General features: G+C 61.5%; 21 protein-coding genes. 7 read left to right on the forward strand and 14 right to left on the reverse strand.

Translation table 11 applies throughout. The features are described from left to right. Window positions 1–8: 8 nt before the first annotated feature. Window positions 9–635, reverse strand: a complete 627-nt coding sequence (locus HOC_RS13865) for an SDR family oxidoreductase (RefSeq protein ID WP_035539577.1) — start codon at window positions 633–635, stop codon at window positions 9–11. Further along, the gene (locus HOC_RS13870; protein ID WP_051624900.1) at window positions 632–1513 is read right to left on the reverse strand and encodes an SDR family oxidoreductase; all 882 of its coding nucleotides are present in this window, start codon (window positions 1511–1513) and stop codon (window positions 632–634) included. The genes HOC_RS13865 and HOC_RS13870 overlap by 4 nt, the downstream gene beginning before the upstream one ends. A 47-nt stretch (window positions 1514–1560) precedes the next feature. Between HOC_RS13870 and HOC_RS13875 the strand changes: the two genes are divergently transcribed. Next, on the forward strand, window positions 1561–2034 hold the full coding sequence (locus HOC_RS13875; protein ID WP_051624901.1) for a nuclear transport factor 2 family protein: 474 nt from the start codon (window positions 1561–1563) through the stop codon (window positions 2032–2034). Here the strand turns inward: HOC_RS13875 and HOC_RS13880 are convergent. After that, on the reverse strand, window positions 2031–3194 hold the full coding sequence (locus HOC_RS13880; protein WP_035539578.1) for an acyl-CoA dehydrogenase family protein: 1164 nt from the start codon (window positions 3192–3194) through the stop codon (window positions 2031–2033). The two genes, HOC_RS13875 and HOC_RS13880, sit on opposite strands and share 4 nt — an antisense overlap. A 78-nt stretch (window positions 3195–3272) precedes the next feature. Then, window positions 3273–4796: a class I adenylate-forming enzyme family protein gene (locus HOC_RS13885; protein ID WP_051624902.1), complete on the reverse strand. Its 1524-nt coding sequence runs from the start codon at window positions 4794–4796 to the stop codon at window positions 3273–3275. Window positions 4797–5005: 209 nt separating this feature from the next. Between HOC_RS13885 and HOC_RS13890 the strand changes: the two genes are divergently transcribed. Together HOC_RS13890 and HOC_RS13895 are read left to right on the forward strand one after the other, a co-directional pair. Beyond that, a complete protein-coding gene (locus HOC_RS13890) occupies window positions 5006–7288 on the forward strand; it encodes a TonB-dependent receptor (RefSeq protein WP_035539580.1) in 2283 nt (760 codons plus the stop codon). 96 nt (window positions 7289–7384) lie between these two features. Continuing rightward, the gene (locus HOC_RS13895; protein WP_035539581.1) at window positions 7385–8725 is read left to right on the forward strand and encodes an MFS transporter; all 1341 of its coding nucleotides are present in this window, start codon (window positions 7385–7387) and stop codon (window positions 8723–8725) included. 14 nt (window positions 8726–8739) lie between these two features. On the opposite strand, the gene HOC_RS13900 is transcribed toward HOC_RS13895, so the two are convergent. Next, window positions 8740–9552: a FadR/GntR family transcriptional regulator gene (locus HOC_RS13900; protein ID WP_051624903.1), complete on the reverse strand. Its 813-nt coding sequence runs from the start codon at window positions 9550–9552 to the stop codon at window positions 8740–8742. A gap of 136 nt (window positions 9553–9688) precedes the next feature. Between HOC_RS13900 and HOC_RS13905 the strand changes: the two genes are divergently transcribed. Further along, window positions 9689–11236 carry an acyl-CoA synthetase gene (locus tag HOC_RS13905; RefSeq protein WP_035539583.1) on the forward strand — a complete coding sequence of 516 codons (1548 nt, stop codon included), beginning with the start codon at window positions 9689–9691 and terminating at the stop codon, window positions 11234–11236. Between the two features lie 27 nt (window positions 11237–11263). Continuing rightward, window positions 11264–12091, forward strand: coding sequence for an SDR family NAD(P)-dependent oxidoreductase (locus HOC_RS13910; RefSeq protein WP_035539584.1), 828 nt, complete (start codon window positions 11264–11266; stop codon window positions 12089–12091). 71 nt (window positions 12092–12162) lie between these two features. Here HOC_RS13910 and HOC_RS13915 read toward each other — a convergent pair whose 3' ends face one another. Together HOC_RS13915 and HOC_RS13920 are read right to left on the reverse strand one after the other, a co-directional pair. Continuing rightward, window positions 12163–13368 (reverse strand): amidohydrolase family protein, encoded by a 1206-nt coding sequence (locus tag HOC_RS13915; RefSeq protein ID WP_035539586.1) that lies wholly within the window; start codon window positions 13366–13368, stop codon window positions 12163–12165. Window positions 13369–13533: 165 nt separating this feature from the next. After that, a complete protein-coding gene (locus tag HOC_RS13920; protein WP_035539587.1) occupies window positions 13534–14520 on the reverse strand; it encodes an NAD(P)H-dependent flavin oxidoreductase in 987 nt (328 codons plus the stop codon). A 51-nt stretch (window positions 14521–14571) separates the two neighbouring features. Between HOC_RS13920 and HOC_RS13925 the strand changes: the two genes are divergently transcribed. Next, complete coding sequence (locus tag HOC_RS13925; RefSeq protein WP_051624904.1) at window positions 14572–15543, forward strand: NAD(P)H-dependent flavin oxidoreductase; 972 nt, start codon at window positions 14572–14574, stop codon at window positions 15541–15543. Between the two features lie 238 nt (window positions 15544–15781). Here the strand turns inward: HOC_RS13925 and HOC_RS21360 are convergent, their stop codons facing one another. From HOC_RS21360 to HOC_RS13960, 7 genes are all read right to left on the reverse strand, one after another. Next, the gene (locus HOC_RS21360; RefSeq protein ID WP_051624905.1) at window positions 15782–16852 is read right to left on the reverse strand and encodes an acyl-CoA dehydrogenase family protein; all 1071 of its coding nucleotides are present in this window, start codon (window positions 16850–16852) and stop codon (window positions 15782–15784) included. Then, complete coding sequence (locus tag HOC_RS13935; protein WP_035539589.1) at window positions 16849–18045, reverse strand: acyl-CoA dehydrogenase family protein; 1197 nt, start codon at window positions 18043–18045, stop codon at window positions 16849–16851. Before HOC_RS13935 ends, HOC_RS21360 begins: the two co-directional genes overlap by 4 nt. 4 nt (window positions 18046–18049) lie before the next feature. Further along, on the reverse strand, window positions 18050–18838 hold the full coding sequence (locus tag HOC_RS13940) for an enoyl-CoA hydratase-related protein (protein WP_035539590.1): 789 nt from the start codon (window positions 18836–18838) through the stop codon (window positions 18050–18052). Next, the gene (locus tag HOC_RS13945) at window positions 18835–20118 is read right to left on the reverse strand and encodes an FAS1-like dehydratase domain-containing protein (protein ID WP_035539592.1); all 1284 of its coding nucleotides are present in this window, start codon (window positions 20116–20118) and stop codon (window positions 18835–18837) included. Before HOC_RS13945 ends, HOC_RS13940 begins: the two co-directional genes overlap by 4 nt. 25 nt (window positions 20119–20143) lie before the next feature. Then, entirely contained in the window at window positions 20144–21667 is a 1524-nt protein-coding gene (locus HOC_RS13950) for a class I adenylate-forming enzyme family protein (RefSeq protein WP_035539593.1), read from the reverse strand. 93 nt (window positions 21668–21760) lie between these two features. After that, on the reverse strand, window positions 21761–22966 hold the full coding sequence (locus HOC_RS13955) for an acyl-CoA dehydrogenase family protein (RefSeq protein WP_035539595.1): 1206 nt from the start codon (window positions 22964–22966) through the stop codon (window positions 21761–21763). Window positions 22967–22970: 4 nt separating this feature from the next. Continuing rightward, window positions 22971–24083: an acyl-CoA dehydrogenase family protein gene (locus tag HOC_RS13960; RefSeq protein WP_035539597.1), complete on the reverse strand. Its 1113-nt coding sequence runs from the start codon at window positions 24081–24083 to the stop codon at window positions 22971–22973. 126 nt (window positions 24084–24209) lie between these two features. Here HOC_RS13960 and HOC_RS13965 point away from each other — a divergent pair, with 126 nt between their 5' ends. After that, the gene (locus HOC_RS13965) at window positions 24210–25004 is read left to right on the forward strand and encodes an enoyl-CoA hydratase/isomerase family protein (protein ID WP_035539599.1); all 795 of its coding nucleotides are present in this window, start codon (window positions 24210–24212) and stop codon (window positions 25002–25004) included.

Raw genomic sequence — 25004 nt, forward strand, 5'->3', positions numbered from 1 at the left:
TGCGCGCCTCATGCGCCGGGCAGGAGGAAGTCATCGACGTCGATACCGGTAATGCTACCGGTCACATAGGCCGCAAAATCGCTGACGAGATAGGACGCCAGCGCGCCGAGTGAACGCAACTCCTGCTTCGTACCTCCGCCAACGACACGGCTGGCAATCGTGTTCACGCGAATGCCGTCCCGCGCCCATTCCACCGCCAGCGTCTTGGTCAGGTTGCCCAAACCGCCGGACGCGGCCGCCTGCACCGTCCCGCCGCCGTCTTCGGGCAGGTCAAGGAACAGGATCGATCCCGTCAGCCCCTGCGCGATCAGGCTTTTCGCCAGCTCCGCCGCATAGAAGAACCGGCTGTCCAGCCCGGCTTGCATGCCCGCGCGCCACGCTGCAAGGTCAAGCTTCTCCGCACGCATAGTCGACACCGGCCCGCCCGCATGCACCAGCAGAGTCACCGGGTCGCGCGCCGCTGCGCTTGCCGCCACTATCGCTTCAGCCGCCACCGCATGGCTGCCCGCTACCGGCCCACGCGCAATCGTCGCGCCGGCCGCCGCTAGTTCATGCGCCACGGCTTCCACGCCCTCGCCCTCACCAATGACAATCGCCACCGGGTCTTCTAGCCAGCTCGGCACTGTGCGGCTCATGCGGTATACCCCCAGACATTCGATCGCTGGTTCGGCGGCACAAAGTCCGGCGACATCAGCGCCCGCCTCAGGCTCTCGCCCCCGTCAATCATCATCACCTGCCCCGTTATGGCCGATGCAAACGGCGAACAGAGGAAAGCCGCCGCCCAGCCGAATTCCTGCATCCGCCCCGTGCGCCCGGCCGGGATCATCCGACCGAGGTTTTCCACCACGTCCGGGTCATCGCCATTCGTTGAGGCGCCATGCGGGAAGAAGCCCGCCGCCACGCAGTTCACGCGGATACCGCTGTCCTTCCAATCCCTCGCGAAGGCTCGTGTCATCGTCGCCACGGCCGTCTTCGCCGCAGCCGAGTGCGCATCACCCGGAAACCCGGTCCAGATATATTGCGCGCTATTGTTGACGATCGCGCCCCGCGCACCCAGCGCCAAGCGCCGCCGGGCAAACTCCGTCGAGCACAGGAAGGTGCCATCAATCGCGATCCGCGTGATCGCGTTCCACGCATTCGTCGACAGGGCCTCTGCCAGCGCGGGGAAATTCCCGCCCGCATTGTTCGCCAGGATGCTCACCGGCCCCAGCGCCGCTTCCGCCGTATCGAACGCCGCGCTCACCGCTACCGGGTCACGCACATCAGCGCTCACCGCCAGCGCCGTCTCACCCATGGCCTCGATCTCGGCCACCACGGCTTGCGCCTTTTCAAGGTCTCGGCCGACAATCGCCAGCTTGGCACCACCCTGCGCAAAGGCCAGCGCCATGCCACGCCCCATGCCTGAGCTGCCGCCAGTCACCATCACGACATCCTCGGAGAACACCGCCTCCGGCAGGAAGGATCGCTCCGCAAAGGGCGGCTCCACGATCCGGTTAGGTCTCTTGGTCGCCATCAGGCGCCTCCCTCGATTTTACGTATCTTGCGCCGTCTGTGGACATCATGCCATTGATCTGTAACCTGGTAATCGAAGCGACCACATCCATGCCCCACTCCGAACAAGCTGAACGGGCCGCCATTACCCAGCTCATGGCGCGCTACACGATCAACGGCGACCGGGGCGACGTCAAAGGCCTCGCCGCCTGTTTTGCACACGACGGCGTGCTGGAATTCCCGGGTGCGCGCGCCGAAGGCCCGGATAACATTGTCAAGGCGCTTACCAGCGGCACACGTGATCCCGCCCTCAGCCTCGTACGCCACCATCTCACGTCGTCCCTGGTCGAACTCGGCGGGTCGTCCGGCGCCACAGGCCGCACCTATTTCCAGGTCTTTTCGAATATCGGCCTGGACCATGCCGGTGTCTATGTCGATCGTTTCGTCCGCCTCCCCGGGGGCTGGTATTTCCACCACCGCCAGGTCCGCATCGACTGGCAGTCGCCGGACTCCCTGTTCCGAAAGTTCGAGACGCGCCACTAGAGCCCCCGTGCGATCAGCACTTTCATGATCTCGTTCGACCCGCCATAGATCCGCTGGATCCGCGAGTTCTTCCACTGCTTGGCAATCGGGAACTCGTTCACGTAGCCATAGCCGCCATGCAATTGCAGGCAGGCGTCCATGATCTCCCATTCGGTGTCGGTCACCCACATCTTGGCGATCGCTGATGTGTCATTATCCAGCGTGCCATTGCAGGCCTTCTCGATACAGTCATTGACGAACGTACGCGCCACGACGGCTTTCGCCTTGCAGGCGGCGAGCTGGAACTGCGTGTTCTGGAATTCGAAGACTGACTGGCCGAACGCCTTGCGGTCCTTGGTATAATCGAGCGTCCAGTTGATCGCCTTCTCCATCGCGATCACGGAATTGACTGCGATGATCAGGCGCTCGCGCGGCAGCTCCGCCATCAGCTGGAAGAAGCCCTTTCCCTCGACGCCGCCCAGCAGGTTCTCAGCCGGGATATAGACGTCATCGAAGAAGAGTTCCGACGTGTCCTGCGCCTCGTGCCCGATCTTGTCGAGCTTGTTTCCCCGCCGGAAGCCCTCGACCTTGTCTGTCTCCACGACCAGAAGCGACACGCCCCGCGCGCCCTTGCTCGGATCGGTCTTAGCGACGACGACAATAAAGTCGGCAATCTGTCCGTTGGAGATGAATGTCTTCGACCCGTTGATGCGATAGCCATCACCATCCTTCAGCGCCGTCGTGCGGATCGCCTGCAGGTCGGACCCTGCGCCCGGCTCGCTCATCGCAATCGCGCACACACGTTCGCCCGATACCAGTTTCGGCAGCCAGCGCTGCTTCTGTTCCTCGGTGCCGTGCAGCTGGATATAGGGCGACACGATCACATTGTGCAGCGTGATGGCAAAGCCGTCGAGACCCAGCCGCGCGCACGTCTCGCACAGGACGATATCGTGCCGGAAATCCCCGCCCGGCCCGCCATATTCCTCCGGCAGGCTGACGCCCAGGAATCCGGCCTCGCCAACTTCGGTCCAGAACTCGCGCTCGACCTGCCCGTCATCGACCCATTTCTGAATCCGTTCGGGCGGCGCGGCCCGTGAAAAGAAGCGCTGCGCCGCATCGGCGAACATGCGCAATTCCTCGTCCTGCATGAAGTCGGGTAGGGGCAGCGTGAGCGTGGACATGGGCGGCAAACCTCGCGGTCAAAGGGTCAATGCCCGCAGGCGGGCCATGATCCTTAAAAGCACACCTAGTTATATAACTCAATGCCCGGCGGCACGCGTCCTCAAGTCCGCCTTCAATACCTTGCCTGTCGCGTTGCGTGGCAACGCCGCAATCAGCTCTACCACTTCCGGCGTCTTCTGCTTCGCGATGCCGAGCGCCGCGAAATGCGCCTTCACGTCTTCGAGCGAGGGGGCAGCGCCATCGGTCATTTCCACATAGACTTTCACCCGCTCACCCAGCCGCTCGTCCGGCATGGCCACCGCGGCTGCGTCAACAATGCCTGACATGCGCCGCATCGCATCTTCCACTTCGCGCGAGGAAATGTTCTCACCGCCGCGGATGATGATGTCCTTCTTTCGGTCGGTGATGTGCAGGTACCCGTCAGCATCCACATGCCCGACATCGCCAGTGCGATACCATCCACCCGGCAGGAACGCTTTCTGGTTCAGGCGCGTGTCAAAGTAGCCGAGAAACAGTTCCGGTCCGCGCGTCACGATCTCACCGTCACCCGTCTCCAGCACCTTGTCGTCTTCATCCACGATCAGGATTTCCGACCCCGGCATCACACGTCCTTCGGTATTCAGCCGCGACTCCAGCGAATCCTCCGCCTTGCCCATCGTCACCGTCGGATGCTCGCTCGAGCCATACGCGTGCACGACACTGATCCCGAGATCGACGCAACGCTGCACCAGCGCAGCCGGCACTGGCGCGGCTCCGAGCACATAATTCTGCAGGCTCGACAGGTCGCGCCCGTCTTCGGCCGCCGCATCCAGCAGGCCGCTCATGTGAAACGGCGTGCCGGACGATGCGGTGATCTTGTACGTGTCCACTAGCCGCGCCGCCTCTTGTGCATTCCACTGGTCCATCGCCACAACCGGCGTACCGTGCGCCACAAAGCGCAGCAACTGCAATGCCCCCGCGACATGTCCCGGCGGCCAGGGTGACAGGAAAGTCTCCTCCTCTACCGGACCGCGCGCCTCCGCCTGCGAATCCAGCTCCGCCAGCAGCGTCGCGCCGGAATGCATCACGCCTTTCGGATCCGCCGTCGTGCCAGACGTATAGACCAGGAAGGAAAAAGCTTCCGGCGCCACGCGCGCAGGGTCGCCGCCTGGTTCACCGGCTTCGAGCACGGCATAGCTGTCGCCCGCAACAAAGTGATGTTTCAGGTCCGGCAGGTCGCCACACGCCGCCAGCAACGCCGCATAATCCGTGCCCCGAAATTCATCCGGCGTGACGATCGCTTTTGCGCGCGACTGGCGCAGCACGAAAGCCAGATCCTTCGCCTTGTAGATTGTCACGATCGGCAGGAATACGGCGCCCGCATAGGCCGCACCGACCAGCGCTGTCAGCCATTCGGCCCAGGCCGGCAGCATGACCGCCACGACATCGCCTTTGCCAATGCCCAATTCCCGGAAACGCGCACCTACCGCCTCGCCACGCTGAAACAAATCGGCCAGCGTTGTGATTTCAGGACGCACATCGGAATGCACGACAAGGCGCGCCTCCGGCTGTGCTCTGGCCGCCAGCACAAACGCATCATGCAAACTTGAATGAAATGCCATGTCGTCTCCCGATCGAATTTTCAGTCGCAGGCGTTTCACAATGCGCGAGCCCGGACAAGCCTGATGAATCCATCTTGACCTCAAAATAGATCGTCGACAGGACTTGCTATACTATGTTTAGTTAGTACACTAGGTTTAACAACTAAAAATTGACGGCGGGTCGCTCGGAATTCCGGGTGTCCCGAATATTCACAGGGGAGAAACAAAACATGTTACGTGGCCATAGGACTGTCGCATCCGCATCGCGGTTTTTGATCATGCTCGGCACGGCATCGGCTATCGCCATATCTGCGGCGAACGCTCAAGATACAGCGGAGGAGGTCCTTGCGCCGATTGATGAAACGACAGACCGGGTCAATCGCCTTGGCACGATTGTGATTACCGCGCAAAAACGCGAGGAAAACCTTCAGGACGTTCCAATCGCCGTAACAGCCTTCTCCGCCGACTCAATCGAGAAGCTTGGTTTTGATCAGATCAATCAGGTCGCATGGCAGACTCCGAATTTTACGGTCACCGGGCTTCAGGGTGAAGGTGGAGGCGGATCGACGAATGCTTGGCTCAGCCTCCGCGGTATCAGCTTCGTTGACTTCTCGAACGTCAATGATGGACCCGTCGCGCTGTATATCGACGAAGTTTTCCAGCCCGCGCAGGGCGCCGCACTGAGCCAACTATTCGACGTGGAGAGGGTTGAGGTCCTGAAGGGTCCGCAGGGAACCCTGTTCGGCCGCAATACGACTGCGGGTCTGGTCCACTTCATCTCGCGCGACCCGGGCGACACACTCAATGGGTATGTCAGTGCCGAGGTCGGTGAATTTGACAAGCGCGTTCTTGAAGGCGCCATCGGCGGCCCCGTCACGGACGGACTGAAAATGCGCCTGTCTGCCCGTTATAGCGAAAATGGGGAACTGCAGACCAATCCGATCACAGGACAGGGAGGATTCGGCGAGTCGGAAGTTATCGCCCTTCGCGGTACCCTCATGGCAGATCTGACGCCAGATGCGGATCTTACGATCCGCGCCAATCACACGCAATCACGCGGCACCACCACAAGCCCCGTCTTCTTCGGAATCCTCGAGCAGGATGGCGTCACGAATTGTGCCGTCGGCAATGTTGAGGCAGGCAACTGCTACACCCGGCTTGGATTGCAGATTCCCACTCAAGACTTCGAAGATGCGTATGCCGAATTCCCGCTGCCGATGAATTACAACAAATCCGGCGTTTCCGCGCGGGTGCGCTGGGATTTCGGATGGGCGGATTTCACGTCCATCACGAGCTATGAACAATACGACACCGTAACGCGTTACGCCACAACTCCAGGTGCCTATCTCTCAACCGGAGGGGCCTCCTATCTTGCGCCATTCTTCACTGCCGACACAGAAGCGCTCAGTCAGGAATTCAGGCTCAATGGTGCAAACGAAAATGCCAAATGGGTCGTGGGTGCATATGCCTACAAGGACGAACGCAAGATTGAGAACACGACGGCATTCGTGTCATCGAATTTTCCGGGCAACGAGCTGAGCCTTGGCAGCGGCAATGGTCAGGTCGATACCAATGCCTGGGCTGTATTCGCCCAGGTTGATAACGAATTGACTGAAAAATTGTCACTGGTTGTCGGCGGACGCTACACCGATGAAGAGCGGACACTCGAGGAAATGATGACACGCGGCGGCGATTCGATCGCGGCTCCGGAATCAACATCGTTCAGCAATTTCTCCGGCGACATCACCCTCAACTACAAGCCCAGCGACAATATCCTGACCTATGCCAAACTGTCTCGCGGATTCAAGAGCGGTGGCTTCGCCGCAAACGCCACCAGTCTGGCCGCCCGTGGTCCGGCTACGGCGGAGAATCTCACGGCCTGGGAGGCGGGACTCAAGTCGGACCTGTTCGGCGACCGGTTGCGCATAAACGGAGCGGTCTTCCTGTATGATTTCGAAGGCCTACAGGCGAATGCCGGCACGTCTGATCAACAGGGAAATATTGTCGTCGACTTCCTCAATGCCGGTGATGCCACGGTTACCGGTGCGGAATTGGAGATCACGGCGGTTCCCACTGACTCCCTGTATCTCTCATTGGGCGTTGGACTGCTTGATTCCGAGATCAAGTCAGATCTTATTTTTGACGGCAGCGTGGTGAACGGCAACAGCCTGCCAGGCGCTCCAGAATTGAATGCGAACGCCTTGATTCGTTACACCCTCCCGCGCACCAGTGTTGGCGAGTTCGACCTGCAACTCGATGGACGGTATCAGACGGAAACAAGCCTGAATATCGACGCTAACCCTTACGAAATTCAGGGTGCCTACGGAATCGCCAATCTGAGACTTATGTGGACATCGTCTGATGGCGGACTCAACGGCCAAGTATTTCTCGAGAACCTGACGGACGAAACATACTACACGAACAAGTTCTATTCGCCTGGCCTTTTCGATGTGGTCTTTGCCCAGCGAAACCTTCCCCGGACCTGGGGCGTGCGGCTCGGCTACAAGTTCTGAACCCGATAATCGCAGGTATGTCATCACCGCGCGCCACAATAATCAGGTGGTTGCGCGGTAGGTGGCCCGTACACCAGATCTTGGATGGAGGCAGATATGGTCGAAAAGACGCATGTCCGGAATACAGACGAACAGACTGAGTACGCTTTTCCTCCCGCAACGCTGGCATGGCTCAGCGTTGCAGTCCTGCTCATCATGGGACTCATGGCGTTTCTGGACCGTCAGATAATCGCGCTCCTGGTGGACTCCATCAAGTTGGACCTAGGGGTTTCCGATTTCCAGGTAAGCTTGCTGCAGGGTCTGGCATTCGGAATTTTATATGCAACGGCAGGATTGCCGCTTGGGTACGCTGTTGATCGATATTCCCGTCGCTGGGTCATTTTTTGGGGCGTGATGGCCTGGTCGATATGTGCCATGCTCTGCGGGCTTTCAGAAACGTACGGCACATTGCTCGCAGCACGGATAGGGGTTGGATTGGGCGAGGCCGCGCTAGGGCCAGCGGCCTATTCGATACTGAGTGACCTGTTCCCGAAAAAACGCCTCGCGCTGGCACTCTCGGTCTACTCGATCGGGTCGCTGCTCGGAGCATCGGTTGCTTATGCGATTGGTGGCGCGGTTGTTACCTGGGCTGCCCATGGCGGCACCTTGCCGCTCTTGCCGGATCTTGAAATATGGCAGATTGCCTTCGTGGTAACGGGCTTTCCGGGCATTCTGATTGCTTTTCTCGTCTTTGCCATGCCGGAACCGAAGCGCCGACACCTGTTGGCGGCAGAAGCGGCGCCGCTAAAGGCCGTGTTCGCTTTCATGGGGGCTCATGCCCGCTTCATCATCTGCCTGATCGGCGGCTCTGCCTGCATGATGGTGTGTGCCTATGCCGGAATGTCCTGGACCGCCGTCATCCTTCACCGCGTCTACGGCTGGTCGATCGCAACAGTCGGCATGTCGCTCGGGGCCTGGTCCGCCGTGCTCGGTGTATTTGGCTTGCTGATGAATGGGGCATTGGTGGACTTGCTTTACACGCGGGGCGTTCGTGATGCGCACCTGCGTTACTATGTCTATGGCATGGGAATCATCGCATTCGCAGCACCAGTCATTCTCATTATGCCTTTTGGCGCATTGGGTTTCCTGCTTGCCATGGCGCCCGTCAAGATTTTGGGCAACTTCATCGGCGTGTCTGCTGCAGCGCTACAGATCGCAACTCCCGCAGAGTTGCGCGGTCGCATGTCGGCTGTATTTATCGCATCGATCTCGATTGCCGGGCTGACGATCGGTCCGTCATTTCCAGCATTCCTGACAGACTTCGTATTTCAAGATCAACTGGCCGTGAAGAAATCTCTCGCAGCGACTTATATCGTGTTCGCACCACTTGGCGCGGCGTTCTTTTTTTTCGGGATGAAACCGTTCCGGAGCTTCACGCCGGTTGAAACGGCGCGATGACTCCGGGCGTCGAACTAAACGTTCAGCGCGTCGACAACCCGCTCACCTTCGCCGGGACCCGCCCAACGCGCATGGGCGTTCTTGAGGTGCAAGCGCCAGTGCGCAACGGCAGCTTCTTCTTCGTGCGCTTCGATCAGCTGAATCAGCTTGCGATACGACTTCATACCACCCAGGAGACGTTTCTTTCGGGTCTCGGGATCGATCGGATCGCGGCGCATGACGTCAGTCTTGTGATTGGCCATCAGGTCCAGGAGCATCTGGTTGATGAAGGTAAGCGTCTGGTTGCCGGCCAGCTTGACCAGCAGCAGGTGGAAATCTGCAACGCCGCGGGTGAAAGCCTCGATGCGCGACCCGTCGACAAGCGACAATAGGTACTCAAGATGCTCGCTCAGGGCCGCTACCGCATCCGTGTTGTTGCGCATCTGGCACAGTGTGCGCACGACGTATGGCTCAAGCGCCATCTGCGACGCATACAGATCGGCAATCGTCGTTCCCTGCGATTGCAGGACATACCCGGCATAGCGGGACGCCACTTCGGCGCGTGGGCGGTGCACCTGCGCCCCGGAGCGCGATCCGCGTGTCACGGAGATAAGGTTCTCGGCTTCGAGGATGCGATAGGCTTCACGCAGGGTCGGGCGCGAGACACCGAGTGTTTCCATCAGCTGACCTTCCGGCGGCAGCGTGTCGCCCTCAGTCAACTCGCCGCGTACGATCTGGCCACGGATCTTGTCGGCAACGACTTCGGAGGTTTTTGGCGTCCGGATACGCTGTTGCGCACCACCGTTCGGCCGCAGGTCTTCACGTGTCATCGTCGATTTCGTTGTCATTTCGTCCAACTTTCTGTCGCGCCCTGAACCAGGCGCTTTGTATCGCCCAGTAACCTATAATAGTTTACCTAGTGTAACATCTCAGGCAAAACTCTGCCAGATCAACCAATCCTGTACAATATTGACGGAATTACAAATGTCTCACCCAAGACTCCATGCAAGTGTCGCGCCGGACAAGCCCGCTGTGATCGTCGCCGAAACCGGCGAATTTCTCTCTTATGGCGATTTGGAACGCTCGGCAAACCAGGGCGCCCATCTCCTGCGCCGTCTCGGGCTGCAGTCAGGCGATACGATCGCCCTCTGGCTGCCGAACATCCCGGCCTACTTCACCCTCTACTGGGCCGCCCAGCGCGCAGGGCTCTACATCGCCCCCGTGGCAACCGCGCTCACCGCCGAGGAGGCCGCCTATATCCTCTCCGACAGCGGCGCACAGCTCCTGGTCACGCATGAGGCCGTTAAGGGCGCAGCCGACCTTCTGGCCAGCCACCTTCCGTCCTCCGTCGCGCATGCCTATCAGCTTGGCGCGGGCCTGGCAGGTCTCGCCGACTGGAACACGGCCATCGCACAAGAACCCGCCACACACATCGCTGACGAGGCACCCGGCTTCCACATGGTCTATTCTTCCGGCACGACCGGGCGGCCCAAGGGCATCCGCCAGCCGCTCGCCACCGGCGCGGCGACAGATCCCCATCCCCTCGCCGAGCGCATGCGCGCCGCCTACGGCATGGACGAGACCAGCGTCTACCTCTCCCCGGCGCCCCTCTACCATACCGCGCCCCTCGCCTTCTCGACCTCATGCCACCGCCTCGGCGCCACCGTCGTGATGATGCAGAAGTTTGATCCCCAACGCGCCCTGAAGACCATCGAGACGTACAAAGTCACGATCAGCCAGATGGTCCCCACCATGTTCGTGCGGCTCCTCCGCCTGCCGGAGGTCATACGCCTCGGTTATGACATCTCGAGCCTGAAAACCCTGATCCATGCCGCCGCGCCCTGCCCGGTCGATATCAAGCACCAGATGATCGACTGGCTCGGTCCCATCCTGCTTGAATATTACGGCGGCTCGGAAGGAAATGGCGCCACTAATATCACATCCGAAGAATGGCTGGAGAAGCCGGGCTCCGTCGGCCGCGCCAGCGTCGGCATCCTGCATATCTGCGATGAAGACGGCCGCGAGCTCACCCCGGGCAAACCAGGTATTGTCTATTTCGAGGGCGCTTCCGATTTCCACTACCACAATGATCCTGAAAAGACGCGCAAGTCCCGCCATCCGGATCACGCCAACTGGTCAACGCTCGGAGATATCGGTTATCTTGATACGGACGGTTATCTCTTTCTCACAGACCGCAAGAGCTTCATGATCATTTCCGGCGGCGTGAACATCTACCCCCAGGAGGCCGAGAACGCACTCGTCTCGCACCCTGCAGTTATGGATGCCGCCGTGATAGGTGTGCCCGACCCGGAAATGGGTGAACAGGTCAAGGCCGTCGTCCAGCCGGTCGACCCAAAGGATGCCACACCCGAATTTGCCGCCGAACTCATGGCCTGGTGCCGGGCAAAGCTCTCGCCAGTCAAATGCCCCAAAAGCGTGGACTTCGACCCGGACTTGCCTCGCGGCGACAATGGCAAGCTCTACAAGCGCCAGATCCGTGACCGCTACTGGCCAGCCCGTACCGACACCTGATACCCTGACCTCAGGAGACACACGCCCATGACAGACACACCCATCCACCCCGCCCTCACCGCAGGCCGCTTGGCAATCGTTACCGGCGGCGCCAGCGGCATCGGCCTTCCCGCCGCCCACCGGTTCAAGGATCTTGGCCTCACGGTCTGTATCCTCGATCGCAATCTCTCGTCCCTCGACATCGAAGGGCACGGTTTCATCGTCCACGAACAGGACATTTCAGACGCGCGATCCGTCAGCGCGCTCGCGGCATCCCTCATTGCGGAACATGGCCCGCCCGCCGTCCTGATGAACAATGCCGGCATCGGCGGCGGCGGCGACATACTCGCAGACATCGATGCGTGGGAGGCCGTCATCGCCACCAATCTCATGGGCATGGTCTATGGCCTGAAGGCGTTCCTGCCGGCCATGCTGGCGGGCGACCAACCCGGCCTCATCATCAACACAGGCTCCAAGCAGGGCATTACCCAGCCGCCCGGCAACACCGCCTACAATGTCAGCAAGTCCGGCGTGAAAGCCCTGACCGAGGGCCTCGCCCACACGCTGCGGGACAAGACCGGCAGCCGCATCACTGCTCACCTCCTGATCCCCGGCTTCACTTATACGGGCATGATCGCCCGGCACATCCCCACCCAGCCGCCCGGCGCGTGGTCTTCGGAGCAAGTCGTTGATTTCATGATGCAATCGCTTGACCGCGGCGACTTCTACATCCTCTGCCCCGACAATGACACGCCGCGCGAAACAGACGAGAAACGCATCCTCTGGAACGCCGGCGACATCATAGAGAACCGCCCCGCCCTGTCACGCTGGCACCCGGACTATAAGGATGCGTTCGACGCCTTCATGGTGGACTGACTGCCCCAAACGCACACGCCCGCACAAGTGGCGGGCGTGGCGTATCCTGATATCTGTGTTGGGCTTGTTCCTCAGGCGTCAACCAGCGCGCGCGCCCGTTCGGCCACCTTCGCCTCGAGGTTCGCGCGCTTGAACAGCTTCGCCGCATTCCCGCCGAGCACCGCGATGAAATCTTCCATCGTGGCATCGGCATTCTCTGCCATCATACGGTCCACCACCTTGCCCGAGAACGGGAACGTCCCTTCCGAGTGCGGATAGTCCGTCGCAAACAACAGCGCGCCGATGCCCACACCCTTGCGCGTGGCAACAGAGCCGACGTCATTCTGCAGGGCACAGTGAACCTGATCGCGGACGATCTGGCTCGGCAGGCGTGACAGCTTAGGGTGGATAACCGGCGCATGGCCATGATAAATCTCGTCCATCCGCTCGGCGAGCCCCCACAGCCAGCCGGCCGAATGTTCGGCAAACAGGATGTGCGCCTTCGGATTGCGGTCCAGAACGCCGCCGCCGACCAGCTGCGTGATGATGTCCACCGCATCGTTCATCTGACGGGTATAGTTGAACATGCCCGAGCCCGGCCCCTTCAGGGCGCGAATGTTCACGTCGCCGACGCCTGTATGGAACACGAGCGGGATATTGTTTTCGCCCGCAAAGGCAAAGATCGGGTCCCAGCGTTCGTCATTGTAATTGTTGAGCCCTTCCCACAGGCAGAAGGCCGCATAGCCCATCGCTGCCGTCCGCTTGCACTCGGCCAGCGCATCCTCGAAATCGATACAGGGGATCATGGCTGCGGGCACCAGGCGCCCCTCGGACGCTTTGCAATAGTCCCACGCCCAGTCGTTATAAATCTGGCAGGCCACGCGCTGGCCTTCACGATCGGCAATGCGCGGCAGCATCAGGCCCAGCGACGGGAAGACGAGTTCGGCGTCCACACCGTCGCGGTCCATGTCCTGGAAGCGCAGCGCAAGGTCGCGCGCGCCAAGGCGCCGCGTATCCACCGCGCAATCGCTCACGAAATTGTCCCTGGCGTCCGTGCAGGATCTGTCGTCCGCCGTCTCCGATTGAGCCGAGAAGGATGCATCCTTCTGCCCTGTCTTGTGCGCATGGAAATTGGCCTTTACCTTCAGGATCACCTGGTCGCCGATCCGCGTGATCCGGTAGTCGCCGTCCTTTTCACCATGAATGACGAACTGGCTGAGATGCTCCGGCATGTTCTTGAAAAAAAGGTCTGCGGGTTCCGCGATATGGGCGTCGCAGCTGAAGAGAAATGGTTTCATTGTGTGCTCCCTGAATGCGTCCTGATGGATGTCTATCCAAGCATGACGCTACAGGTGGGAACCTGCTAAAACTATCCGGAAGACTACTTAATAGATACCTTTATAATGAGTAACGTCAGATAATATCTGCTGTTTTGAGCATTTTAATCTTTTAACAGGAACCCTTTATGCATTCCTGTGCATACCCGCCAGCCGCTTGTCGAGGATCGCGTCGGCTTCGCCGATGATCCGGTCGATCAGTTCCTTCACAGTCGGAATATCGTGGATCAGGCCCTGCACCATGCTGGCCCAGAACACACCCTTGGTCAGGTCGCCCGTCTGCAGCAATTCGCGTCCCGCCGTGCCCGCCACCAGCTCTGCCACGTCCCTGAACTTCGCGTCCGGCTGGGCCAGCCGCCGCGCGACCTCGTCGGAGACCTCGCTCTTGCCCACCCGCGCCGTATTCTTGAAATTGCGGAAGATCAGGTGCGTGCCGCGCTCGTCATTGTCGACATAGGCCTGTTTCACATTGGGGTGGATCTGCGCTTCCTGCGTGGCGCAGAAGCGCGTGCCCATATTGATGCCCTCCGCGCCCAGCGCCAGCGCCGCAACAAGGCCGCGCCCGTCACCGAAGCCGCCCGAGGCAATCATCGGAATCTTCACCTGGTCCGCCGCGCAAGGGATAAGGACCAGTCCCGGAACGTCGTCCTCGCCCGGGTGTCCAGCGCATTCGAACCCGTCAATCGAGATCGCATCGACGCCCTTGCGCTCGGCCGACACAGAATGGCGCACCGAAGTGCACTTGTGCAGGATGCGAATGCCGTGCGGCTTCATCATCTCCCAGAATTCGGCCACGGCCGACGTTCCGGCCGTTTCGACAATCGTGATGCCGCCATCGATGATCGCTTTGACATATCCGGCATAGTCCGGCGAATTCATGGTCGGGAACACGGTCAGGTTCACGCCGAACGGCTTGTCCGTCATGCTGCGGCAGCGCTCGATCTCCTCGCGCAGCGCCTGCGGCGAGGGCTGCGTCAGGGCCGTCAGCAGGCCGAGGCCGCCTGCATTCGACACAGCCGAGGCCAGCTCGGCAACGCCAACGCTCTGCATGCCGCCCTGAACGATCGGATGCTCGATATCCAGCAATTCGGTGATACGTGTCTTGAAGGCCATGGTCGCTTCCCTTTTCGTCCGGACTAGTTATTATACTAGGTTATATACTTGATGTGCGAGAGAGGCGAGCCCTTGTCAACCAGGATCGACCGTTTCAGCCTCCGGCTGCCCCTCATGGCGGCGCCCATGTCCATCGCCTCGAACGTGGCCCTCGTCAGCGCCTGCTCCCGCGCCGGCATCATCGGCTGCTTCCCCACCCATAATGCCGCCCGTGATGGCGGGCTCGCCAGCTGGATCGACCGGATCGAGACCGCCCGCCACAAGCACGCCGATCACGGCGGCGACCCGGCCCCCTTCGCCGTCAACATCAACGTCTCCCGCCACAAGCCGGCGGAATCCCTGGCGGGCGAAATCGCCGCCTGTCGCGCCGCGCGCCTCCCCCTCATCACGACAAATGCCGGCGATCCTTCGGAACTCGTCAAACAGGTTCACGACTGGGGCGGCCTGGTCATACATGACGCCACCACCGTCGAGCAGGCAGAGAAGGCCGTCGCCGCCGGGGTCGATGGCCTTATGCTGGTCTGCGCCGGCGCCGGTGGTCTCGGCGGCCTGCTCAGCCCCTTCGCCTTCGTGCCCAGGGTGCGTCGCTTCTTTGACGGCATCATCCAGCTCGCGGGCGGCGTCGCCACTGGCGAAGGCATCGCGGCGGCTGAATTGCTCGGCGCCGACATGGTCTGCATGGGCACCCGATTCATCGCCACCGAGGAGTCAGGCGTGGTCCCCGGCCACAAGCGAATGCTCACGGAAGTGTCGATGAGCGATGTGCTCTGGACCGACGCCATCTGCGGCATCAGTGCCAATTTCCTGCGCCCCTCCATCGCCGCCAATCAGCTCGACCCCGACCACCTTCCACCCCTCTCCCACACCGGCCGCCCCACTCTGCCCCCCGGCGTAAAACCCTGGAGCATGGTCTGGTCCGGCGGACACAGCGCCGCACTCATCGACACCATTCCGACTGTCGTCGCGCTCGTGGAAGAGCTGGAACGGGGCTATCTGTCCGCCCGGCAAAGCCGGACGCGATAAACTTGCCTTCCGCGTGGCCGCCATGGGTACAGGCGTCTTCGACTGGATCGGCGGGCGCGCACTCCCCACGAGGCCCCTCAGGCTAGCCTGTGATCACTTGAGCCTCATTGAAGATATCGCAGGAGAGGCACTGTACAGGCGCTCTTCAAATCAGATCTCGCAACAGCCGACAGGCTCCACTTTTGCGGATTTTGATGCTGGAAAATGTCGTTCATCCCGAAATCCGGATACAGCACACCTACCAGCCGCCCATGTCAGCTGCCCGTGCACGGTGTACCGCCGGGCTGCCCAGTACGGCGCGATCGAACACCGACCGTCGGAACCAGATGTTCAATCCGTACTCCCACGTATACCCAATACCGCCATGGGCCGCGATCGCATCGCGCGCAACTTGCGTGAACCGGTCGCAGATATGCGCCTTGGCGATCGCTGCGGCCCGCGAAGCGTCCGGTAGTTCGCTGTCCCACGCATAGGCCGCATACCACAGCAGGCCGCGCGACGGCTCCACACTCAATGCCATCGTCGCCAGCTGGTGCTTCAGCGCCTGGAACCTTGCGATCTGCTGGCCGAATTGCTGGCGCTCCTGCGCATAGGCGACCGACAGGTCGGTACAATACTGCGCCCCGCCCAGGGCATCGGCTGCGACCAGTACAAGCGCCGCATCGAAGATGCGCTGCACCATCGGGTCTTCTGCCTCGAACAGGATGTCCGCTTTCGCGTCCTTGAACAGGACGCTGGAGGCCGGACGTGTCCGGTCGGTGGAGGCAATTGGAGTCACCTCCACCCCGTCGCCAGGTTGCACCAGCGCCAGCGCGCCGCCTTTCAAACCAACGAGAAGCGCTCCCACACTCCCCGCAGACGGCGCGAACCGAACCTCACCATTGGCTTTTCCGTCCTTGATTTCGACTGTCCAGCTCTCCGGCAGCCAGTCGCCACCAAAGGCAAAGCTCGCCACCGTCTCACCGCTCGCCACGCCCGGCAGCAGCGCCTCGCGCGCCGCCATATTGCCTGTCTTCGACAGGGCCAGCGCCGTCAGCATCTGCCCGATCACCGGTCCCGGCGCTGCACCGCGCCCGAGAGCCTCGACCGAAATCGCCGCTTCCAGAAGGCCAAGACCGCTGCCTCCGGCTTCCTCGTCGAGCATAAGCCCGGCCAGGCCAAGCTCCATCAGGGCGTTCCAGCTCTTCGGCTCGAAATCGCTTTCATCATCCAGGAAGGCCATCAACGCCTCGCGCGGCAATGCAGCCTGCAGCGCGCCCTGCACGGTATCCTGAATGGCAATCTGGTCGCTATCGAGATGGAACCTCATTTGCCCTTCTCCATGGCCAGGTCGCGCGGCAGGCCAAGGCCCCGTTCCGCAATGATATTGCGCTGGATATTCGTCGTACCCCCAGCGATCGAATTGCCAAGCGAGCCCATGATCTGGTCCAGCCATTTCTCGGGCCCGCGCCCACGCGTGCCTGCCGGGGCCGGCTCGACCAGCGCCTCGTCGCCGAGAATATCCTGCGCCGTCAGGGCCATGTCATGACCAATTTCAGTCAGCAGCAACTTCATCATGAGGCTGATCATTCCCGGCGATTCCCCCGCAATGGCATTCGACATGATCCGGTAACTGGAATAGCGGTGCGCCATCACCCAGCCCTCGATCTTGCCGAGCGCCTCACGGATCAGCGGGTCTTCGATGGCCGGCCTGCCATTGCGCTGAACGTCCCTGGCCAGTTCGACCAGTTTTTCGAACTGGCTGCCGAGTCCTGCGGCCGAACCGATGCTCGCCCGCTCATGCTTCAGCGTCGTGCGCGAGACATTCCAGCCTTCGCCGCGTTCACCGACAATCCAGTCGGCCGGCGTTTCGGCATTGTCGAAGAAGAATTCGAAGAAGCCGCTCTCACCCGTCATCTGGCGGATCGGGCGGCGCGTGATTCCCGGCTGGTCCAGGTCGATCAGCAGGTAGGAAATACCGTCATGCTTGCCGGCGTCCGGCTCGGTGCGGATCAGAGCGAACATGTGCGTCGCCTTGCCGCCCTGGCTCGTCCAGATCTTCTGGCCGTTAATGATCCACTTGCCGTCAACCAGTTCGCCCCTGGTGCGCACCGAAGCGAGGTCAGAGCCCGTACCTGGTTCGGAATAACCCTGCCCCCAGACATATTCACCCGCCATGGTCGGCCGGATGAACAGGTCTTTCTGCTTCTGTGTCCCGCGCTCCAGCAGGGTCGGCACCAGCATGTTCATGCCATTGCCAGCCACTTCCATCGGCGCATAGGCGCGGGCGAATTCCTCGCGGATCACCTGCGCCGTGATCACGTCTGGCGCCTGCTCCGAACCGCCGAATTCCTTCGGGATACCGCGATAGAGATAGCCCGCTTCAGTCGCCTTCAGACGGAATGCCGAGACATAGGCCCCCATGGCTCCGCGTTCGACGCCCTTCGGCGCCCAGTTCTCTTTCAGGAAGGCCCGCACATGCTTGCGGAAGGCTTCCGCCTCTGCGCCATAAGTCAGGTCCATCCGCTCAGCCCTCGCCCATTTCTTTCGTCGCCTTGTAGATGCGGCCTGCGGCCTGCGTGGATAGGCCCATGTAAAGGCTCTCCTGGTCGAGGTGCTGTTCGAACATTCCATCCTCGGCATTGTTGAGATTGGCTTTCATGTAGCGCCAGCCCATGCGCGGCCCCGCCGCGAGGCGTTTCGCCACTTTCAGCGTCTCGTCCCGCAATGTCTCGTCAGGGAACAGGCGCGTATACAGCCCGAACGCCAGCGCTGCTTCCGCATCCAGCTTTTCGCCCATGAAGAACAATTCGCGCGCCTTGGCCGTGCCGAGGATTTTCGTCCAGAACCAGGTCGACCCGAAATCACCGCTGCCGCCAATCCGGTCAAAGGCCGACAGGAAGGTTGCGGATTCGCCAGCCAGCCGCAGGTCGCATGCCCCGGCAATACCAATGCCCGCACCTGCCACCGGCCCGTTGACCATCGCTATGGTCGGCTTGCCCATCTCGTGCAACAGACGCGCTGTTTCCATGTGAGACCTGAGCCGCACATGACCCTGCTCGGTCGGTCCGCCCACTTCCGGCGTTACCTCTGCGGGGGCGCGATTGCCTTTCAGGTCACCGCCAGAGCAGAAACCCCGGCCCGCGCCCGTCACGACGACGCAGCCGACCGTCGCATCCTTCGCCGCATCCGCCACGGCCACCGCGAGCGGTGCCATGATGGAATCATTGAGGGCATTCAGCCGGTCCGGCCGGTTCAGCGTGATGATCCGGACACCACCTGTATCCTCGACAAGGACGGTCGCTTCCTCGCTCATTTCTTCGAGAGTTCCCAGTGACGCGCCATCATGCGCGCTGCTTCCTCGGCGAGCTCAGCCGGCACTTCGGGATACATCGCCAAACGCCCCTTTTTCGGCAGGGCTATGGTCGCCGTCCCTTTCACCGTCACTTCATCGCGCTGGTTCATGAACTGGACCATGACATCGACCAGGTACTGGCCGTTCTCCTCGCGCTTGGCGACTACTTCGCCGGTCACGAACTGGGTGTCGCCCATATAGTTGAACTTGCGGATTTCATCATGCACGTGGGTGACGATGCCGTCATCGCCGGCCCAGTCCTGCAGGTAGTGGAACAGGTAATTTTCGCGCATTACCCCATAATCATAGGCCATTGGGTTGCCGATGGCCTGGGCCCATTTCGGGTCCCAGTGAAGGCGTTGCGCAACGTCCGGAATGCCCTGCTCGTTCTTCACGTAGAAGGGCGCAATGCGCTTGCGGTTCTTGTGCGCCAGGCGCCCCACGGTCGGCGCATAGGGCACAAAACCATAACCGCCCGAATGGAAACAGATCACGTCGGTGACCGTCAGCGGCCCCTTGGCCATGTTACCCAGCGACTCGCCGACCTTGACGTCGTCGAAATAGCGCGTCTCGGCGCCGCGCACGGTCTCGGCAGCATATACCGCCTCAATCTTTTCAAATTCCTCGTCTGTATAGGTCGCCGGCTGGATGGCAGAATACTTGCCCTTCTTGGCGGCGGTCTTGCGCTCGGTCAGGATGCGCAGGATGCGGTAGACGGCGACCACTTCGCCGCGCTGGTTCACCTTGACGTCCTTGCGGGTGCAGATCACGGACCGGCCACCAAACTCGGACGATTTCACGTCGCAGGTCTCGTCGCCATTATAAGAATAGATCGTGTCGCCCGGACGCATCGGACGGTAGAAGTCCCAGGTCGATCCCGACACGAACACATGGATCCCGCGGAACAGCGATTTGCGCAGCTTCTTGATCTCGTCAGGCGTCGGATCGCCCAGCATCGGCGAATTGACGGAGCCGATCATCATACCGGGGGCAATCACGCCGCCCCAGCGGGTGCCAGCGGCATAATCCGGATCGCAGAACAGCGGATTATCGTCACCGCAGCCGTGCGACCAGTTGCGGATATTGTCCTCGGTTGCAGTCTGGTTGTATTCGCGATGCTTGGACGGCGACATATGCCCCAGCAGCTTCATCTGCCGTTCGATGTCTTCGTCCGTAATGGCGTAGTCGACTGCTTTCTTCCACTCGTCGCTCTCGAGAATGTCGTCCTTGGCCTCGGCCATAATGTGCTCTCCTTTGGATCCGCGCTCAGGCGGTGGCTTGAATTGGGTCTTCGAACAGGGCGCGCACATCGGCGAGCGCCGGTTTCAGCGACGGGGTGCGCGGCACGTCGTCGACAAACATGAACTTCACGGGCACCTGGTAGGCAATGAGATGCTCGCGCGCATAGGCTTTGAGTTCGCCGGCATCCGGCTTCGCAACGCCGCTCTTCAACATGATCGCCGCGACAGGCACCGCGCCGAGGCGTCGATCGGGAATGCCAACCACGACCGCTTCACGCACGGCCGGATGGCCTTCCAGCACCTTGTTGACATCATCCGGATGAACCTTGAACCCGCCGCGCAGGATGGCATTGTCCGCCCGCCCCTTGATGAACAGGAAGTCGTCCTCATCAATCACTGCCCGGTCGGTCGTCCGCAACCAAGCACCCTCATTGCCGAACTGGCGCGCCTGCATTTCCAGAACGCCCTCTTCGCCGCGCGGCAGTTCTTCCCCGGTCTCTGCATTGACGACACGGCCTTTTACGCCCGTCTGGAACTTGCCGACGCTGCCAGGCTTGGACGCATAGTATTTGCGGAAATCTCCAAGCGACCATCCTGCCACCGCTCCGGAAAACTCCGTTGCGCCATAGTTCTGCAGAACCGGCAGGTCATAGCGGTCGAGGAATTCCTGCGTGATCGCCGGGTCCAGCGGCTGGGCCCCGGTCCGCAGGGCCACGAGGCTCGCCAGGTCTTCACGTGGCAAATTCGCGTCGAGGATCATGCGCAGGCCTGTCGGCACCGCCCCGGCTACTTTCGGCCGGTGGCGCACGATCGCATCGCGCCAGACGTCGACTGAAAACTTCTCGATAATGCACGCCTTGCGACCCGCCAGGATGGTCGACAGCGCATGCCAGAGTCCGCCGATATGGGCCATGGGCCCGCCCAGCAATTGCACGCCGCTGCGCAGGCGCGGCGGATCGTCCGGGCTGCGGTCGGATTCATAGGACATCGCCGACTTGAAGCTCTGCAGGAAAGCGTCGCGCTGCAGCGGAATACGCTTCGGCGTACCCGTCGTACCGCTGGTCAGCATCTCGATGATGACGCCCGGCTGCTCGCGGCGAATGTTTGCACCGGTGATTTTCTCGAAGCCGGGACGCAGGCGCGCGCCCTTCAATACCGGCTGCGTCTCGATAACCGCCGTGCCGGCTGCCTTCAACGTGTCGAGCAGGCCGGGCCGCGCGAAATCCTCGTCGATTCCGATCACGACTGGCAGGTCGAGCCGTTCAAGGTCGGCGCGCAGCTTGTCTTCCGGCAGCATATGATTGATCGACACCATTGTGCCATCGACGCTCACCGCGCTCAGAATTGCCGCGACCACGTCCGGATGGTTGCGGATCATGACGCCTATCCGCGCCCCTTCACCCAGGCCAAGCTCCGTCAGGGCGGCCTTTATGGCGTCGATGGACCGCTTCAAATCCCCCCATGTCGACCATGTGTCATGAAAATCGATCACATCAGCCGATGGATCGATTTCCAGCACACCGTTCAGAAGGTCGGAGAGAAAGGACATGCGTAAGGCTCCCTGCAGCTGCAGCGCGTCGCTGCAATTTTCTATCTTATACAACTAAGTTGTATATCTGGAAAGAGCGGATGCGCGATTTGCCTACTTCAGTTCGCTGAAAGGCACGCCCTTGTCGGCCCGCATTTCACCCGGCATGCCCAGCACGCGCTCGGCGATCTGGTTGCGCAACACCTCGTCGGCGCCCCCGGCGATCCGTAAGGCGGACGCCCAGATATAATCGTGCCAGATCTCGCCTGTGACGGAATCATCGGCTTCGATCGCCAGCGCGCCGGCGCCGCGGATCTCCATCGCCAGGGCAGATGTCTTCTGAAGGCGGCTCGCATAGGACAGCTTCATCATCGCTGCGAGTGCGCCGGGACTCTCCCCGCGCGACACCATGGTCCGCAGCCGCGCCTGCAGGTAGTTCTGCGCCTGCTCCTCGGCATAGGCTGTCGCCAGCGCCAGCTTGACCGACGCATCGTCCAGCTGCGTTCCCGCACCTGCCGGCGTGTCGGCGGCATAGTCCATCAGGCTCGCGATCTTGCCCTCTTCGCCCTGATTCAAGCGCTCCCCCATCAGCACGGTCATGCAACAGGCCCAGCCCTCGCCGACGCCGCCGATCATGTCGGTTTCGGGAATGCGCACGTCGGTCAGGAATGTCTCGTTGAAATCCGACGCGCCGGAAATCTGCCGGATCGGCCGCACCTCTATGCCGGGCGACTTCATGTCGACCACGAAGAAGGTCAGCCCCTTGTGCTTCACCACGCCCGGATCGGTGCGCACCACGAGGATGCCCCAGTCGGAATGATGCGCCCAACTCGACCAGACCTTCTGCCCGTTGACCACCCAGTCGTCGCCATCCTTCACCGCCCGCGTCCGCACAGCCGCAAGGTCGGAGCCTGCCGAGGGTTCGGAGAACAGTTGGCACCAGGTCAGCTCGCCCTTGAGGGTGGCATCCACGAACCTTTCGATCTGTTTCGGCGTACCATGCTTGCCGATCACCGGCAGCGCCATGCCCAACCCGATCCCGATATAAGGCCCTTTCGGCAAGTGGTAGCGGCCCTCTTCCTCGTCGAAGACGACCGCCTCGATGATCGTGCCGCCACGCCCGCCAAGCGTCTTGGGCAGCGTGATCCCGGCATAGCCGCCATCATATTTCTCGCGCTGCCACGCCTTGCCGCGCGCAACCTGTTCAGCATCGGACAATACCTGCCCCGGCGCGATGGCATGTTTCGGCGCTTGCGCCGCCAGCCAGGCTCTCACTTCGGCGCGGAAGGCCGCTTCGTCTTTGGTGTCGTTGAAATCCATGATCCTAAGCCGCCTCGCCGTCTTGTGCCCGCACCGCAGTGACCAGCTGGTCCGCCCAATAGCCTTTCGGCCCAAGGGTCAGCGCCAGCGTCCGTTCGCGCCGGTAGTAAAAATGGCAATTGGCCTCGAACGTGTAACCGATGCCGCCATGCACCTGCAGGTTCTCCCGCGCCGCTGCACCGAAGGCCTCAAGCGAACTCAGCCGCGCCGCCGCTGCGGCCAGCGGCAGGTCGTCCGGCGCCTCATTTGCGGCCCAGCCCGCATAATAGGCATTCGACCGGGCGAGCTCCGTTGCCATCAGGATATCCGCCAGCTTGTGCTTGATGGCCTGGTAGCTTGCGAGCGGCCTGCCAAACATCTGGCGCTCCATGGTATAATCCCGGCCCATGTGGACACACGCCTCTGCCGCACCCACCGCCTCGAACGCTGCCTGCACGGCCGCGCGGTTCAGCACGCCGTCAATCACGTCGCTGTCCGCGCCGTCCAGCAGTTCGGCCTTGGCGCCGTCAAAATCGATCCGGTAATGCGCGCGCAACGCATCAAAACTGTCGAGCCTGGTCCGCGTCACCCCTGCCTGGTCCAGCTTGACCAGCGCCAGCGTCTCGCGCCCGTTGTGTGCGCACACGACAATGGCGACGCCCGCAATCCCCGCATCCGCCACCGGCGTCTTCGTCCCGATCAGCTCGCCACCGGCAAACCGCACGCCCGGCTTCGCCGGTCGCCAGCCCGTTTTTCCTTCCGCGTTGGCAAACGCAGCAACAACCTCACCGCTGGCCAGCAAAGGCAGCCATACCGCCTTTTGCGCCTCGCTCCCCGCAACTGCCAGCGCATCGGCAGCGCACACGATCGACGAGAAGAACGGCAAGGCGCAATTCGCCCGGCCAAGCTCCTCACTGATGACGCCAAGGTCGAGATCGGCCAGTCCCAGTCCGCCATATGCTTCCGGAATGCGTGCTCCAAGGAATCCCATTTCCGCCAGCTCGCGCCACAATGGTTCGTCCCATTCGGCCCCTGCATCGACAAGTTCGCGCAACCGGTCGTAGGGTGCGCGCTCGGCCAGCAGGCCCCGCGCCTGTTCGGCCAGCATTTTCTGCTCGTCAGAAAGATCGAAATTCATGAATTCCTCGCCCGTATTTCTTTTGTCCACAATATCTACTTATATAACTAGGTCAATTAGCACTGGTGACATGCCGTTGCGCCAAGTAGGATGCCCGAAACACTAGCACCACCCGGAAGGAAACCCATGACATACGAGACCATCACCCTCGACATCTCGGGCCATATAGCGACGATCACATTGAACCGCCCCGACGCCATGAACTCCTTCACACGGAAGATGATGGACGAATGCGCGCACGCCTGGCGCCACATCGCTGAGACCGACGATATCCATTGCGCCGTCCTCCGCGCGGCTCCGGGCCGGGCCTTCTCGACCGGTGTTGACGTGAAGGCCGCCATGCAGCCGGGCGGCTCGGTCATGCATGACAATATCTGGACGGCCGAAGATCCGGGCGAAAAGCTGGGCCCCAAGTCGAATCGCTGCTGGAAGCCCGTGATCTGCGCCGTGAACGGGATGGCCGCCGGCGGGGCTTTCTACTGGATCAATGAAGCCGACATCGTGATCTGTTCCGAGGACGCCACCTTCTTCGACCCCCACGTCACCTATGGCATGACCGCTGCCCTTGAGCCCATCGGCGCCACCTACCGCATGCCCCTCGGCGACGTGCTGCGTATGGCCCTGCTAGGCAATGACGAACGCATTTCCGCGATGACCGCCCTGCGCCTTGGCCTTGTCACCGAGATCACCCCCAACGAGGCCCTTTGGGACCGGGCCCAGGCCCTGGCCGAAATCGTCGCCGCCAAGCCGCCCGCCGCAACAGCCGGCACGGTCAAGGCGATCTGGGAATCCCTCGACATGCCACGCTCCGTCGCCCTGCGGACGGCCCTCAAATATTGCCAGATCGGCAATCCCGTCGGTACCGCACAGGTCGATCGTGCCGCGCTCATGGGCACGAAGCAGGGCTACACCGTCCGGTAG

Origin of the sequence: Hyphomonas oceanitis SCH89 (assembly GCF_000685295.1) — a bacterium.
Lineage (GTDB): Bacteria > Pseudomonadota > Alphaproteobacteria > Caulobacterales > Hyphomonadaceae > Hyphomonas > Hyphomonas oceanitis.

What these genes read in the sequence shown, in the direction of transcription:
- HOC_RS13935 (WP_035539589.1), bottom strand. Translation starts at nt 18,045, where the DNA reads ATGGACCTGACTTATGGCGCAGAGGCGGAAGCCTTCCGCAAGCATGTG.
- HOC_RS13885 (WP_051624902.1), bottom strand. Translation starts at nt 4,796, where the DNA reads ATGGCATTTCATTCAAGTTTGCATGATGCGTTTGTGCTGGCGGCCAGA.
- HOC_RS13945 (WP_035539592.1), bottom strand. Translation starts at nt 20,118, where the DNA reads ATGGCCGAGGCCAAGGACGACATTCTCGAGAGCGACGAGTGGAAGAAA.
- HOC_RS13915 (WP_035539586.1), bottom strand. Translation starts at nt 13,368, where the DNA reads ATGAAACCATTTCTCTTCAGCTGCGACGCCCATATCGCGGAACCCGCA.
- HOC_RS13905 (WP_035539583.1), top strand. Translation starts at nt 9,689, where the DNA reads ATGTCTCACCCAAGACTCCATGCAAGTGTCGCGCCGGACAAGCCCGCT.
- HOC_RS13960 (WP_035539597.1), bottom strand. Translation starts at nt 24,083, where the DNA reads ATGAATTTCGATCTTTCTGACGAGCAGAAAATGCTGGCCGAACAGGCG.
- HOC_RS21360 (WP_051624905.1), bottom strand. Translation starts at nt 16,852, where the DNA reads ATGAGGTTCCATCTCGATAGCGACCAGATTGCCATTCAGGATACCGTG.
- HOC_RS13965 (WP_035539599.1), top strand. Translation starts at nt 24,210, where the DNA reads ATGACATACGAGACCATCACCCTCGACATCTCGGGCCATATAGCGACG.
- HOC_RS13920 (WP_035539587.1), bottom strand. Translation starts at nt 14,520, where the DNA reads ATGGCCTTCAAGACACGTATCACCGAATTGCTGGATATCGAGCATCCG.
- HOC_RS13890 (WP_035539580.1), top strand. Translation starts at nt 5,006, where the DNA reads ATGTTACGTGGCCATAGGACTGTCGCATCCGCATCGCGGTTTTTGATC.
- HOC_RS13900 (WP_051624903.1), bottom strand. Translation starts at nt 9,552, where the DNA reads ATGACAACGAAATCGACGATGACACGTGAAGACCTGCGGCCGAACGGT.
- HOC_RS13895 (WP_035539581.1), top strand. Translation starts at nt 7,385, where the DNA reads ATGGTCGAAAAGACGCATGTCCGGAATACAGACGAACAGACTGAGTAC.
- HOC_RS13880 (WP_035539578.1), bottom strand. Translation starts at nt 3,194, where the DNA reads ATGTCCACGCTCACGCTGCCCCTACCCGACTTCATGCAGGACGAGGAA.
- HOC_RS13875 (WP_051624901.1), top strand. Translation starts at nt 1,561, where the DNA reads ATGCCATTGATCTGTAACCTGGTAATCGAAGCGACCACATCCATGCCC.
- HOC_RS13865 (WP_035539577.1), bottom strand. Translation starts at nt 635, where the DNA reads ATGAGCCGCACAGTGCCGAGCTGGCTAGAAGACCCGGTGGCGATTGTC.
- HOC_RS13955 (WP_035539595.1), bottom strand. Translation starts at nt 22,966, where the DNA reads ATGGATTTCAACGACACCAAAGACGAAGCGGCCTTCCGCGCCGAAGTG.
- HOC_RS13925 (WP_051624904.1), top strand. Translation starts at nt 14,572, where the DNA reads ATGTGCGAGAGAGGCGAGCCCTTGTCAACCAGGATCGACCGTTTCAGC.
- HOC_RS13940 (WP_035539590.1), bottom strand. Translation starts at nt 18,838, where the DNA reads ATGAGCGAGGAAGCGACCGTCCTTGTCGAGGATACAGGTGGTGTCCGG.
- HOC_RS13950 (WP_035539593.1), bottom strand. Translation starts at nt 21,667, where the DNA reads ATGTCCTTTCTCTCCGACCTTCTGAACGGTGTGCTGGAAATCGATCCA.
- HOC_RS13910 (WP_035539584.1), top strand. Translation starts at nt 11,264, where the DNA reads ATGACAGACACACCCATCCACCCCGCCCTCACCGCAGGCCGCTTGGCA.
- HOC_RS13870 (WP_051624900.1), bottom strand. Translation starts at nt 1,513, where the DNA reads ATGGCGACCAAGAGACCTAACCGGATCGTGGAGCCGCCCTTTGCGGAG.